The sequence below is a fragment of the Aquirhabdus sp. genome, from assembly GCF_046462495.1.
GTDB lineage: Bacteria > Pseudomonadota > Gammaproteobacteria > Pseudomonadales > Moraxellaceae > Aquirhabdus.
Map to the genome: position 1 here is coordinate 183,812 of NZ_JBKGVE010000010.1, position 14,146 is coordinate 197,957.

At 44.8% G+C, this 14,146-nt stretch carries 15 protein-coding genes; 10 read left to right on the top strand and 5 right to left on the bottom strand.

What is annotated here, in order from left to right:
* Positions 1-50: 50 nt before the first annotated feature.
* Positions 51-1,172, top strand: coding sequence for an acyl-CoA dehydrogenase family protein (locus ACLHG7_RS12895; RefSeq protein ID WP_410211625.1), 1,122 nt, complete (start codon positions 51-53; stop codon positions 1,170-1,172).
* 60 nt (positions 1,173-1,232) lie between these two features.
* Here the strand turns inward: ACLHG7_RS12895 and ACLHG7_RS12900 are convergent, their stop codons facing one another.
* On the bottom strand, positions 1,233-1,856 hold the full coding sequence (locus ACLHG7_RS12900; protein WP_410211404.1) for a TetR/AcrR family transcriptional regulator: 624 nt from the start codon (positions 1,854-1,856) through the stop codon (positions 1,233-1,235).
* 177 nt (positions 1,857-2,033) lie between these two features.
* On the opposite strand from ACLHG7_RS12900, the gene ACLHG7_RS12905 reads away from it, so the two are divergent.
* Positions 2,034-2,921, top strand: coding sequence for a metal-dependent hydrolase (locus ACLHG7_RS12905; RefSeq protein WP_410211626.1), 888 nt, complete (start codon positions 2,034-2,036; stop codon positions 2,919-2,921).
* Between the two features lie 76 nt (positions 2,922-2,997).
* Here ACLHG7_RS12905 and ACLHG7_RS12910 read toward each other — a convergent pair whose 3' ends face one another.
* On the bottom strand, positions 2,998-4,158 hold the full coding sequence (locus ACLHG7_RS12910; RefSeq protein ID WP_410211405.1) for a sensor histidine kinase: 1,161 nt from the start codon (positions 4,156-4,158) through the stop codon (positions 2,998-3,000).
* 35 nt (positions 4,159-4,193) lie between these two features.
* Complete coding sequence (locus tag ACLHG7_RS12915; protein WP_410211406.1) at positions 4,194-4,895, bottom strand: response regulator; 702 nt, start codon at positions 4,893-4,895, stop codon at positions 4,194-4,196.
* A 276-nt stretch (positions 4,896-5,171) separates the two neighbouring features.
* Between ACLHG7_RS12915 and ACLHG7_RS12920 the strand changes: the two genes are divergently transcribed.
* From ACLHG7_RS12920 to ACLHG7_RS12955, 8 genes are all read left to right on the top strand, one after another.
* Positions 5,172-6,692: an efflux transporter outer membrane subunit gene (locus ACLHG7_RS12920; RefSeq protein ID WP_410211407.1), complete on the top strand. Its 1,521-nt coding sequence runs from the start codon at positions 5,172-5,174 to the stop codon at positions 6,690-6,692.
* 2 nt (positions 6,693-6,694) lie between these two features.
* Positions 6,695-7,813, top strand: coding sequence for an ABC transporter permease (locus ACLHG7_RS12925; RefSeq protein WP_410211408.1), 1,119 nt, complete (start codon positions 6,695-6,697; stop codon positions 7,811-7,813).
* 9 nt (positions 7,814-7,822) lie between these two features.
* Positions 7,823-8,602: an ABC transporter ATP-binding protein gene (locus tag ACLHG7_RS12930; RefSeq protein WP_410211409.1), complete on the top strand. Its 780-nt coding sequence runs from the start codon at positions 7,823-7,825 to the stop codon at positions 8,600-8,602.
* A 65-nt stretch (positions 8,603-8,667) separates the two neighbouring features.
* Positions 8,668-9,558, top strand: a complete 891-nt coding sequence (locus ACLHG7_RS12935) for an HlyD family secretion protein (protein ID WP_410211410.1) — start codon at positions 8,668-8,670, stop codon at positions 9,556-9,558.
* Entirely contained in the window at positions 9,551-10,330 is a 780-nt protein-coding gene (locus ACLHG7_RS12940; protein WP_410211411.1) for an MtnX-like HAD-IB family phosphatase, read from the top strand. Before ACLHG7_RS12935 ends, ACLHG7_RS12940 begins: the two co-directional genes overlap by 8 nt.
* Before the next feature lie 54 nt (positions 10,331-10,384).
* The gene (locus tag ACLHG7_RS12945) at positions 10,385-11,251 is read left to right on the top strand and encodes an alpha/beta hydrolase (protein ID WP_410211412.1); all 867 of its coding nucleotides are present in this window, start codon (positions 10,385-10,387) and stop codon (positions 11,249-11,251) included.
* Positions 11,248-11,610 (top strand): EamA family transporter, encoded by a 363-nt coding sequence (locus ACLHG7_RS12950; protein ID WP_410211413.1) that lies wholly within the window; start codon positions 11,248-11,250, stop codon positions 11,608-11,610. Before ACLHG7_RS12945 ends, ACLHG7_RS12950 begins: the two co-directional genes overlap by 4 nt.
* Positions 11,607-12,011 (top strand): DMT family transporter, encoded by a 405-nt coding sequence (locus tag ACLHG7_RS12955; protein ID WP_410211414.1) that lies wholly within the window; start codon positions 11,607-11,609, stop codon positions 12,009-12,011. Before ACLHG7_RS12950 ends, ACLHG7_RS12955 begins: the two co-directional genes overlap by 4 nt.
* 19 nt (positions 12,012-12,030) lie before the next feature.
* Here ACLHG7_RS12955 and ACLHG7_RS12960 read toward each other — a convergent pair whose 3' ends face one another.
* On the bottom strand, positions 12,031-12,945 hold the full coding sequence (locus ACLHG7_RS12960; RefSeq protein ID WP_410211415.1) for an arginase family protein: 915 nt from the start codon (positions 12,943-12,945) through the stop codon (positions 12,031-12,033).
* 33 nt (positions 12,946-12,978) lie between these two features.
* Positions 12,979-14,058, bottom strand: coding sequence for a GNAT family N-acetyltransferase (locus ACLHG7_RS12965; protein WP_410211416.1), 1,080 nt, complete (start codon positions 14,056-14,058; stop codon positions 12,979-12,981).
* Between the last annotated feature and the right edge of the window lie 88 nt (positions 14,059-14,146).

The window sequence follows — 14,146 nt, forward strand, 5'->3', positions numbered from 1 at the left end:
CACTTTTTAATTGAGGAGTAAAGACTTTGAATACACAAAAAAAACGCTGGATGGACTCAGATCTGGAAATGTATCGCGACAGTGTCCGTCGTTTTGTACAAACCGAAATTGCAGCGCATGATGAAAAATGGGCTAAGCAACAGCATGTTGACCGTAACCTGTGGAATAAAGCGGGTGAACTGGGCATCTTGTTAGCCGATGTCCCCGATGAGTTTGGCGGCAGTGGTGGTAACTTTGCGCATATGGCGATTCTTTTCGAAGAGTTGGCTTATGCAGGTGATCGCGCCTTTGGTGCACATGTGCATGCGATTGCAGCACATTACATCCTTAATCAAGGAACAGATGCCCAGAAAGCAAAGTATCTCCCCCTGCTCGCCTCTGGCGAGATGATTGGCGCGATTGCGATGTCTGAACCCGGTGCAGGATCAGATTTGCAAGGCATTCGTACCCGTGCAGTAAGAGATGGCGATGACTATGTCATTAGCGGCTCCAAAATATTTATCTCAAATGGTTATCTTGCTGATCTGATCGTTGTGGTCACCAAAACTGATCCAGAAGCAGGTGCCAAAGGCATCTCGTTGATCATGGTCGAAACCAAAGAAGCAAAGGGTTTCAAGGTCGGGCGCATTCTTGAAAAGTTGGGACAAAAGGGTCAGGACACCTGCGAGTTGTTCTTTGATGAAGTCCGCGTCCCAGTAGAGAATCTATTGGGAGGTGTCGAAGGAAAAGGCTTTGCCCATCTGATGAGTGAGCTGCCTTATGAGCGCCTTATGCTGGGGATTGGTGCAATGGCCAGTATAGAACGTGCAATAGACTTGACCGTAACCTATACCAAAGAACGCAAAGCCTTCGGTAAGCCTTTATTAGAGATGCAAAATACACGTTTTAAACTTGCGGATGCAAAAGCTCAAGCTGTCATGGCACGCGCTTTTGTCGATGAGTGTATTCAGCGGATGATTGATGATGAACTTGATACCGTGACAGCATCCATTGTCAAATTGAACTTAAGCGAGCTTGAATGTACGATCATTGACGAATGTCTCCAGTTCTTCGGCGGCTATGGCTATATGCTGGAGTATCCGATTACACAGATGTACGCAGATGCACGTGTTCAACGTATCTATGGTGGTGCCAGTGAAATCATGAAAGAGATCATTGCCCGCTCACTCTAGTATTTAGAGTCTTTTCCTCACCACATCAGTCGATGTCTTTAAACATCACGAAATACAGGATCATTGCTGGCTCTGTATTTCAGACGCTATATAGCTTACTGCCATATTTCCTAGCCCTTCTATCAATTGCTCAAAACTGATCGAAGGGGTCGGATCACTTAAGTATCTCAATATGATTAAAATCCCGCCATTGATCACCATATAGCTAAACGTCGGAATATTACGAATCCGCATTAGATCGGGATGATGCATCACATATTGAATAATGACTTCTTGCAGTTTCTTTTCGATTTCTTTGATGTAATTAGATAAATGAGGATCTAGCAGGTGCATTGCCTGACGGCTGTATTTCAAATAACGACCATCATCCTTGAGTAGCATTTCTGTAAAGGTATTCAGTATCTGCGTAGTGGCACCTCTGACATCCATCTGAATAAGCTCAGGTGTAATCGCATTGAGCATTGTAAGAATGTCATCAATAAAATGACGCTCCATGGCCTCGTACACGGCTTCTTTATTAGAAAAATACTGGTACAACGTTCCTGGACTTATTCCTGCTATATCAGCAATATGAACTGTCGTAGTATGAATAATTCCATGTTTGGCAATTGAAATAAATCCCGCTTCAATGATGGCTTCTACCGATACTTTGGCACGTTTTTGCTGAGGTTGTCTGCGAATCATGATCTGAATTGAATCTGAATAATTATTCAGAATATACTCTCATCAAGACACCATTAGCGTCAATGACATAACACGTCTATATAAAGCCTGCTTTAATAAATTTGATCAAAATGACTATAGCATTTCAGCCAAATTGAGCGCACTTTATAGGCATATCCTTCTATATCTGATTGCAGGATTAGCATCATGACTAGTATCCCAGATTTATCCAGAAATCGTTTTCCCGTGCGCCGTATGGATTTTGACTTTGCGGAAACCAAACAATATTGGTTTAATAATGATGCGGGTTTAACCCACTTTATGACGGCTCTATCCGCCTTATTTCCAGTCGGCGAGCGCTTCTTTGTGGACAGCGTACGCGCAGTTCGTAAAAATCCTAAAATTGCAGACAATTTCGATTTGCAAGCACAAATCAGTGCCTTCATTGGTCAAGAAGCCATGCATTCTAAAGAACACCATGCACTCAATATGCACGCGGGTGAATTCGGTTATAAAGATATTGAATGGATGGAAGCCTTCACCGCTACAGTGCTCAGTGCACGAAAAATCCTTACTCCTTTCGCACCCATCGAAATGATTGACCTTGCGGCCACTTGTGCATTGGAACACTTTACAGCTTTGCTTGCAGAGCAGGTACTCAACAATCCAAAATTCCAAAGCATGATGGCTGATGATCCTGTGATGCTGAAGCTATGGTTATGGCACTGTGTTGAAGAAACCGAGCATAAAGCAGTAGCGTATGATGTCTACAAAAACATTTATGGTACCGATAAAGGCAGTGCTTATGTACTACGTGTTGTGGGCATTCTGATGGCCACAACACTGATCCTCGGCACGCAAAGCTACTTTACAGCGCGTCTACTGAAGAAAGATGGCAAGTTAGCGCCAAAGTATTGGTTGAAAGTTGCAAATACATTTTACGGCATCAATGGTTTATTTATTAAAGCAATACCGCACTTCTTAGATTACTTTAAACCAAGTTTCCACCCAAACGATCACGATACCATTCACTTACTAAGCGTTTGGAAAAGGAATTTGTCCCTATCTGAATATAAACCTTCATGATTAGCCTCTTCGTTTAAGCTTTCTCATGAATGATAAAAAAACACCGCAGTTTGCGGTGTTTTTTATTCCAAATACACTATAGAAAAAGAGGCAATATCACCCGAAAGACGGCTCCGCCTTCGGGATGATTATAGGCAGATATTACACCTTGATGCTGCTCCACCAAACTACGCACAACCGCTAAACCTAGCCCCGACCCTCCCGTTGCCCGAGAGCGCGACTGATCTAAACGATAGAATGGATCAAAAATACGCTCACTCATCCCTTGCGGTAACCCTGCACCATGATCACGTACCTCAAATATTGCTGAATCATTCTCTGGGTAAACATTAAGTTCAACGCGCTTACCATTTTTTGCATAGCGAAGTGCATTCTCAACCAAATTAGAAATGATCTGATTGATACGATCTCGATCCGCAAACACCCTCGCACTTTGTGCGTTGACCACCAGCGTCACTCCACTTTCCAAAGCACGGTCTGCATAATTGGGGGCAAAATCACGAACCAACTCAGCCAAGTCAGACTCAACGCAATACAAGGTCAACTTTTCAGCATTATCAAGTCCTAGCGTATGTACATCCTCGACTAAGCGAACTAAATGCTGGGTTTGCTCTAGCAATTTACGATGCTCTGCTGCACTGGGTGGAATGACTCCATCACAAAGTGCATGTAATCGCCCATTTAGAATGGTTAATGGTGTACGTAACTCGTGAGAAATAGCTGCCGCAGTTGCTTTACGCTCTCGCTCTAAATCTTCAATTGAGCTTGCCATTTGATTGAAATTGGCAATCATATTGGCGAGTTCATTATTTCCCGTCAATATTTGTGCCCGTACAGTGAGATCACCAGCCGCAATCATACTGGCCGCTTCAGCAATGGACGCTACTGGTCGAATAAACATCCGTGTTAATAAAAATGCGAGTCCAAGTCCAGCTAAAAGGCTAATGATCAACCCTAAAATTAACGGTAATAACTCACTATTCCCCGATAAACCGTCAGAACCATCCATCGCAAACTGAGTGAGATAGGCACAAAGTTCGGGGCTGCTCTGATCAGGAGAAATAACACTCCTCGCCACTTCAGCACGCTTATCCGCAGGGAATTGAGCCAAAAAATCCCTAAACTGTAATTGCTCACGAATCTCTACACTGATCACAAAAACACTGATCGTGACCAGAACGAACAATGTCATGTATATGCCAAGGCGAATCCATGTTTTCTCGAGTCTTCCAGCCATGGCAAACACTACCTTCTCTTCATTTTTTAATCTGATTACTCTGCAAATAACCGATAGCCAACACCCCGTACAGTTTGAATCAGGTCAGAGCCACCAACATCGCTGAGTTTCCGACGTAACTTGCTTAAATGAGAGTCAATGACACGATCCAAAGCATCGCTCTCTGGTAAGCAAGCATCGATCAAATCCAGCCGTGTAAAACAACGCTTTGGCTGCTGTGCAAAATGTACTAATAAGCGGAACTCTGTCAATGTCAGGGGCAACTCTTGAGAAGCGCCTTTATCATCGATAAAAAGTGCGGTATAGGAATCTTGATTAATCGTTAAACGTCCAACACGTAATAACTTATCTGTCGCAACCGACTTATTACTACGTCTGAGTACCGTCCTGATTCGTGCAATCAACTCCGCAGGATTAAAAGGCTTTGCAATATAATCATCTGCACCTAATCGCAGGCTTAATAATTTATTAATATCATCCGTCAATGCAGTCAGCATAATAATCGGGACATTACTGACCCCACGGATCGTCTGCAAAATATCCAAACCATCCGGACCTGGCATACGTATATCTAATAGGATCAGATCTGGATTGATTTGCCGCCACGATTGCAAACCATGTCGACCATTACTGACATGTTCAGTTTTGAAACCCTCATGCTGTAGATACATTTGTAATATCTCTGCAATCTCAGGTTCATCTTCAATGATTAGAATTAATTGGTCTTGATTAGTCATCTGAATACTCTGCATGTCATTTTTTGCGTATTAGAAATCATCATGGTACTGCTTTCCCACTCTATCAAACATGATCTATAGTGCCATGTTCAGCACAATGATGTCGTATTGAAATGATGCAAAAGAAGCAACGCTTTTAAGACCTTAATTTATGTTGTGATGTTGAAGCAAGTAAAATTTATTAATGCATGAAATATAACTAACCATTTAGTGACATTCATCAAATCTCCACATTTCCTTAATCATTACTAAAGTTTGCGCTGCAAAGATTCATTCATGAATCCACATCTTTCTGAGCTCGCCACGATACGGGTGAAAACTAAATCGCCGTTATTGAGACAGCGATATGGATCAACGCTATTTGCACGCACAGCGCTCGTATTTTCGGTTATGTTGCTCACGGCTTGTGTTCATAATACGCCTCCAGATTTAACCCAACATTTGCCAGAGCACTGGCAACACCAAATCTCTGAAGCTAAACTTCCCGAGCCAGATCTACATGCATGGTGGAAGTCATTTCATGCACCTGATTTAGATGCACTGATTGATCAATCGCTCAAACAAAACCTGACATTAGCGGCAGCACGTGAACATATCCGTGCAGCACGAATACTCACCGAAAATAGCCCGAACAAATTTCTGCCAGATTTGCACTTACGGACCGATGACTTACCCTCACCCAGTGCAACAACAAGCTATTTTCGTGCTGGGGTAGATAGTACGTGGGAGCTAGGGCTATTTGGAAAACGATCAGCGACGCAACAAATTGCTCAAGGTGAACTGCTCAGTGTAGAAGCACAAACCCAAATGGCTCAAGTCTCACTCGTCGCAGAGGTCGTACGCACATGGGTGGCGCTTCGTACTGCTCAACAGCAAGTGCTCCTCCTCAATCAAATGATTGATCAAACTCAGCAACAAATTTCCCTTGGCGAACAACGTCTTCAATTGGGGTTAAGCAGTAGCAACGCCCTATTGGCTCTCCGATCAAGTCAATCCCGTCAAATCAAACTACGCCTTGAAAAACAATTTGAAATCGATCAAGCCATCGAACAATTGGCATTGCTGCAAGGACGGGACACCCGCGATCAAACTTTACTGACGCCCACGGTGCTGCCTGTCATTACAGATTTTTCTATCGATAGCATTCCTGCAGACTTGATTCGTATTCGACCTGATATTCAACAAGCCCAGGCTTCAGTCCTCCAAGCGGCAGGACAACTCGGTGTTGCCAAGGCCCAGCGTTATCCATCAATCAGCATCGCAGGATCATATATGTATTCTGTCCAGCTTCTTGGAAAGTTGTCTTTTCATAACACAAGCGTACATGGTGTTGGATCGTTTGGACCAGAAATCGATATCCCGCTCTTTGATTGGGGACAGCGTAAAGCAAAAGCAGATGCACAAGGTGCAGAATTAAATGCTGCTGTCTATTCATATCGCGAAACGGTTCTTGAAGCGGTGCACGAAGTTGAATCATCGATTGCAGGTGTGAATGCGCAAAGACAACGTACACTTGAACAGCTCAAAATGACTCATACTGCGCTGCAGGCGTTAACGGCACGGCAATCATTAACCAGTCTTGGACTCGCCAGCAAACTCGATATGATGGATGATCAGCAGTCCTTACTGCAAACCCAATTCGAGCTGGCAGAAATACACAAAGATCATGATCTGGCATACATCGCCATGTATAAAGCATTGGGCGGCGCACCCATCAATGATTCGGATCTCCCTTCGAATGACTCAAAGAATCTTAACAAGAGTGCCCCCTCATCTTTTTCTAGATTAGGGGGTTAACCATGGTTGCCCTTGCGCGTAAAACACTTTTCCGAGAATGGTCTCGCTTTGTTCCTGCGATTCTAGCCATAGGCTTTGCCGGAGTACTTTTGGTTATGCAGGCTGCCTTAGTCCTCGGCATCTTTGGCAGTGCAGCCATCTATGTCAATGCCTCTTCAGCTGATATTTGGGCGGGCTATCCTGGCACCCAAAGTGTCAGCTTAGGACGCCCGATTAATCGTGACCTTGAAATGCTATTACGTATGGATAGTGAGGTCTCTCAAGTTGAGCCAGTATTCTGGGTCGATGGGGATTGGCGTGCAGCTCTGGGGCAAGGTGGTGTTTCCATTTATTTAACGGGCATTAACGCACAACCGAATGGCATGATGTTCGACCACATTCTCCCACCCGATTTACGGCAACGCTTACTAGAACCCAATGCAGTTATTGTTGATCGTGCAGATATCGATACGTTGGGTGTGGTGGTTGGTGATGACGCTTGGATTGATGGTAAAAAAGTCCATGTCGTTGCCACCATTTCAGGCCTTCGTGCACTTGGCGGTGTCAATGTCATTGCATCGGAACAAACTGCTCAGATGCTCAATAGTTCTGGAACGACTTATCTCATCGCACGCATCTTTCACCCAGACCAGATTGCATCTGTGATTCAACGCTTAAGTCATCACACAACATTTGGGCCTTATGAACTGTGGAGCGCCGAAGATTTCGCTTGGCGTTCGCAACGCTATTGGATGCTGGATACTGGAGCCGGTGCTGCGGTCCTGTTTTTAGCAGCGATTGTATTTTTGGTTGGTGCGGTGATTGCCAGTCAAGCGTTAACTGCGGTTGTCGTTTCTTCTGCACGTGAATACGCAACGCTAAACGCTCTGGGCGCAGGCATCAATGCACTGCGTCGCGTGGTCCTTGCACAAGCAGCATGGATTGGTGGATTCGGCATGATTGTGGGCGGGGTGATTAGTACTGCGTTACTTGTAACGGCACAACAATTCGATGTTCCCATTGGAATGACCCCCCTCGTGGCTTTGGTTTGCATCGGTTTGGTACTGGGACTGGCATTGGTTTCGGGTTTGATCGCAATGTCGGGTTTGCTACGTGCCGACCCTGCAATTTTGATGCGATAGGAGCCAAAAATGACGATTCTATCTCCAGCTCATCCATCGACCTCTGTAGCAAAGCCTAGCTTAATCGCAGATAAGATCAGCAAATCCTTCACGTCAGGATTGGTCAGTATCCAAATCCTCTCCAATCTATCTATCGCCATTCTTCCTAATGAGTTAACGCTCATTTCAGGACCATCAGGCTGTGGAAAAAGCACTTTGTTATCCATTCTGAGTGGATTACAACATCCTGATCAAGGTAAAACCTGGGCTTTAGATCAAGAGCTTAGTAGAGCGACCAAACGCGAACTGGAATATTTCAGGCTGCATCATACGGGTTTTATTTTCCAAGGTTTTAATTTGTTTCCCGCACTCACTGCCTGCGAGCAAATAGAACTTCCTCTGGGCTATTTAGGTTTAACTCCAGCACAATGCCGCACGCGTGCGTTGGATGCTTTGCATGAAGTTGGACTTGGACACCGGGTCAATCAACGTCCTGCTGCACTTTCGGGTGGGGAAAAACAACGTGTCGCGATTGCGCGTGCCTTGGCAAAACAGCCTAAATTTCTATTCGCAGATGAACCTACCAGTGCACTCGATGCTGCAAGTGGGCAAGTGGTCATTAATATCTTACGCCGCATTGCCCATCAAAGAGGAGCGACCGTATTGTGTGTCAGTCATGATCACCGCCTGATTCAGCATGCAGATCGTATACTCGAAATGGAAGACGGTGCTATCCATCGCGATTGGCGTACTGCTGACCACATCCAAAACCACTCCTCTTCGACCCCTATGCCGGACTGGTCTTTATGATAAAAAAATTGCGCTCTATTAACTCCAAACTCAAAAAGACTGTTCGATATTCTTCGATATTATTGGTGTTCGCCAGCACATTTACATTGATCGCTTGCCATGATCAAGACAACACCATAGCCGCAGCTGCACCAGTAACAGACTATGTGGCGATGGCACGCGGTAAAGTTGATGTGGAAGGCGGACTCTTAGATATCATTGCTCCCGAGAATGCGATATTCAATCAGGTTAATGTCCATGTCGGAGACGTGATCAAGCATGGACAAGTATTAGCGCAGTTGGATAATCAAGCGGATCTCCTTGCTGTCTCGCAAGCGCAAGCCTCATTAGAACAAGCCAAAGCCCAGCAAGCGGTACAAGCTATTCGTCTCCCTGCCACAGCACTTTCGGCTAAACGCTTGCAAAAAGCCGCTGCGTTAGGGATTGCACAACAGCAACAAGCCGATGATGCCATACAAGCAGCCCAGCAAGCGCAAGCCGAAAATAGCATCGCATTGGCGGCAATTCACATCGCAGAGCAGAAAGTTGCTGAAGCAGAATATGCTTTGCAGAAGCGTACTCTTCGCGCACCGCAAGATGCTGAAGTGATTAAGGTCTTCGTACAACCTGGTAGCATATTAACCAGTGAACAGAGAGTCGCGTTTACACTCCTGCCTAAACATCCGATCATTATCCGTGCTGAAGTCAACGAAAGCTTTATTCCTAAAATTAAAATAGGCATGAAGGCCGGCTTACTGCCTGACAGCGCATCAACCACATCGAAAATCACCCCAATTGCTGCACATGTGACGCAGATCGGCAAGGTCTACGAACCGGCCCATCTGAGCAGCGATGCGATTCAACAAAATAATCGTGTCATTGTCTGTGTACTCACTCTGGATTCCTCGGCAGAACAACAACTTCAATCACAGCATTTATTAATTGGCCAAAACGTCTTGGTGAAATTTTATGACTAAATTATTTAACCCTAAAAATCATCAGCACTCGAGCAAAGCCATCATGCAGGACACGATAAGGTCTCCATGGATCATTCTCTGTGATTTTGACGGTACAATTAGCCTTGAAGACACGACTGACGTTCTCCTTGAAAACTTTGGCATGATGGGCTGGCAAGCCCTAGAACAAGATTGGCTAGATGGGCAAATTGGTTCACGCGAATGCATGGGTGCACAAATTGCCTTATTGGACGTGAGCCATGAAACGCTTTATCAACAATTAGCCAAGATGGAAATCGATCCGAGTTTTAAAGACTTTGTCGCACTGGCAAATCGCTACGGTATCGCTACACAGATAGTGAGTGATGGTTTAGATTCCGCGATTGAATTTATTTTAAAACGCAATGGATTAGAACATTTACCCGTTTTTGCCAATCGGCTCGTTGAAGAGCAGGATAACCACTGGTCACTGGCATTCCCATATGCGGATGACCAGTGTTTAAAAGCCAGTGGTAATTGCAAATGTGCGCGTGCCGCCAATGTCAAGATTACCCCACAGCTCACTTCACAGCGGATTCTTTATATTGGGGACGGTAGCTCCGACTTTTGTGTTTCCAATCGCGTTGATTTAGTCCTTGCGAAAGACAAGCTGATCGATTATTGCCGAGAACAACGCATCGCTCACTTTCCCATCCAAAATTTTAATGATGCCATTGCATTACTCCCTGAAATTTTATCAGCTGAGTCTGCAGAAGCGTCTAAATCTACGTCGCCATCAACCGCATCATCATGAATGCTGCAAAGTTGATGAACCTCAATATTTTGCAGAACACTCTAGGTAAGCCATATGATTCAAAGCAATGAATATTTTTTAGAAGGGCATGCTCTCAAAGACAGCGGGCGCATTGGCGTACTCCTTATTCATGGCTTAACCGGCACCCCGAATGAAATGAAAATGGTGGGTAAAGGATTGAATCGAGCAGGCTTTACCGTGTACGGCATGCAACTGGCTGGTCACTGTGGTGATGTCGCGGATTTAAATCAAACCTCATGGCAGGATTGGTATGCCAGTGTAGAAGTGGCAGTCAATCGGCTAAAGAAAACGGTTGACCATGTATTTGTAGCAGGTTTATCCATGGGTGCCCTTCTCGCGCTTAAACTGGCCGCAGATCAACCCAAACTGATTGCTGGCGTAGGCGTTTATGGCCCAACGTTCCGTTATGATGGCTGGAGTATTCCCCGTTATGCGCGCTATCTCAATTTTTTACTGATTTGGTTTAAAAAATTGAATGTATTTCAGAACGGTATTTTTATCGAACAACCTCCTTATGGGCTTAAAGATGAACGTCTCCGTGCGCGTGTCGCTGCCAGTATGTTCAGTGGTGATAGCGCAGCAGCAGGACTCGCTGGCAATCCTTATCCAGCATTAGCAGAAATGCTCAAATTGTCTGCTCTAGTCCGTCATCAACTCCCTCAAGTCACCGCACCTTGCCTATTAATTCATGCCAGCGAAGACGATGTTGCGAACATCAGTAACTCTCTTCTGGTTCAGAAAAAAATTAATGCTGAAAGCCAACTCGTACTGCTGGAAGATAGCTACCATCTCATCACCATTGATCGTGAATATAAGAAAGTCATTGATCATAGTGTGACATTCTTTAAAGCGATCGCAGAAAAGTCTATTCAAGCAGATTCTGATCAGGTTGCCGCATGAGCTACCTCACCCTAGCACTCTGGTTAAGCAATATCATTCTCGACACCACTGGGCAGTTATCTTTTAAAGCCGCTGCACGCCAGCCTCACTCAGAAGCCAATGCACGACACTATTGGATGACCGTCTTTCAACAACCTTGGCTCTGGTTTGGCATCCTCTGTTATGTGATTGAATTCGTTGTCTGGATTGCATTTTTATCCCTAGTCCCCCTCTCACAAGGCGTATTGCTCGGTTCTATCAATATTGTTGTGATCCTCCTCGCAGGGCGTTATTTCTTTAGCGAACATTTGACACCGATGCGTGTGATCGGCGTGCTGCTGGTCACTTGTGGCGTGGCCCTAGTGGGGCTTGCATCATGAAGCGATTTTATGTCATTGGATTCTTGTTGCTGATGGGGTTCGATACCTTGGCACAGCTCGGCTTAAAATATACCGCCATCCATGCCCTTCCCCTTGTCGCAAGCACGGATTGGTTACTACGTATTCTTAGTCAACCGTGGATATATCTCGCCTTGATCGGTTATTTAGGGGCCTTTTTTATGTGGCTGACATTGCTCAAGAAGGCACCGATTGGTCCGGCCTTTGCGGCATCTCATTTAGATGTCATCAGCGTTATGTTTTGTTCACATTGGCTATTCAGCGAGCATTTAAGTCTTGTACAACTAGTCGGTGCCGGACTCATTCTGTGCGGTATAATTTGCCTTGCTGTCAGTGAGTCTAAAAACGCAGAACACCAGATAGAAGCCATCGAAATCCACTGATTAGCCATTAACTGCGAGATTAAACCTGCTTAGCTTTGCTCAAGGCCGCCAGCAACCGATCATTTAACGCATGATGCTGCAATTGCCAGCGTTGAACATCTTCTGCTTCCGGAAGCGCTTGACCATCCATTGAGCTCATCCAGCGCTTCCACCACGTCGTATACTGCCAAGATGAAATTTCACCGGTCACATCACTGCCAATAATATCGCCTTGTAGCGCATCAATAATCTGCATGACATGCGCTTCCAATAAGACGCCTTGATCCCAGTTCGTTTGGGCAACTTCGGGTGCAAATACATCTTTATCAATGCTGAGATAAATCGGACTCGAAGAATCAACGCGTGCATTACGGTCAATGATGAAAGCCTTAACCAAAGCATCCGCATTCTCAAACCGATGAAAAGCATGTGCCAGACCGACATATTTTGCCCAATTCACATTCACATCAAGACACCAATAACTGACCTTCTGTTGATAGAGCGGTGCTAAATAGTTCTCCCAAGCATGTGCAACACCAATATCCGATGAAGTAATCCCAATCACATGAACATGCTGAACAAAAGGAAGCTTGGCCACATGCTTGACCCAAGAGCCACAGTGAACTCCAAAAGGAAAACGCATATTATCCGGATGATTATCAAAGACAACCACCTCAATCGGATGCGCTGTGGAATAAACACCACTCAATCGCTCAAGCAGCGCTAAAGTGACATGATGATAATCCCCACTGCCCATAAACACCGTACCATAGGATTCAGGGAGCCTATGATCAAGGTACTCACTCAATTGCTTAAACGTCGATAGACCACAGCCGAAACGGATACGCTCCTGCCAATCAAATAGATCGATACGACTTTCATGGGCAAAAGCGCCCACGGCATGATCAAAATCTAAAACCACGGGACGCTTCGAATCGAATTCATTTTTGCTCATCACACACTCATAGACGATATTGCTGGATAAAGATTATTTTTGTGCAATTACTAATTCGTGATGCTCAAACCATTGGCGGTCACCTTCAAAATACGAGGACAAGCCATAAAGTAACCCACGTAAAAGAGGATTACGGATAAAGACCGCGTGCTGTGTCCATGTAAACTGTGCACCCAGTTCAGCCTTGATCTCAGGATCAGTCCATCCGGCAATATAACGCGTCAATCCGTGATCCAATGCATACTGCAAATTCTCAAACCAACTGACTGTATAGATATTGCAGTGTCTTGCCTCGGGATAAAGCAGACCAATATATTTATCCACCAAGGTATTGTTCTCAACAAAACAAATATTGAAAGCGATCAATTGTCCAGATTTTCGATAGGCAAAAATGACGCCATTAAGCTGACCATCTTGTAATACGGCTTCAAAAAAATCACGACTCAGTAAATCAAAATGAATCTCACTTTGTTCATACACATTGAGATAGAGTCGGTAATACTCATCGATGATATCCGAATCCAAAAATTGACGGTCTCCAGACTGAATATAATCTACAGTCAAATCTTGACGTGACCTGAGTTTACGGCGGATGTTTCTGCGACGGCTACTTGAAAGACGGCTCAAATAATCCGCTGTCGAATCAAAATCGATCTTGACCCATGCAAGGGCCTGGCCTTCAATCCGAACAAACTTTGCATCGATACAGGCCGACATGAGGCTTGCGGCGTAATCATTATCTTGCGACGTCAACAACGGTGATTGCTGAGGAATATCTTTAATAATCAAAAAAGGAAAGTGCGAGGCATACTGATCTTTCATCTGTAAAACCAGATCGCTTGCAGAGACTGTTTTAGACAGCGGGACATACTCAGAAACGGTTGTGCCCATAAAGCAGGTGTAAGGCTTCAGTAACTGGGACCAATAACGATAAAATGGAATTTTGGAAATTTTCTGACGTAGAGATAAATCAAGTGTCGTCAATAAATCAAAGTGAGCAAAGAATAAAGGGACTCCGCCTCTCTCTTGCTGCAGGACTTTAAAGTCTTGTGGTGGATGATCTAAGAAATGTTGAATCAACCCATTGGGTTCTAGCTGATTTAAGAAATGCATAAGAAATGACCTATCCGCTAGAACATGGGTAAAAGGGAGGAGCCTGATTCGGCACTCCCCCCCTCATTTAAACAGTGCCAATCAATCG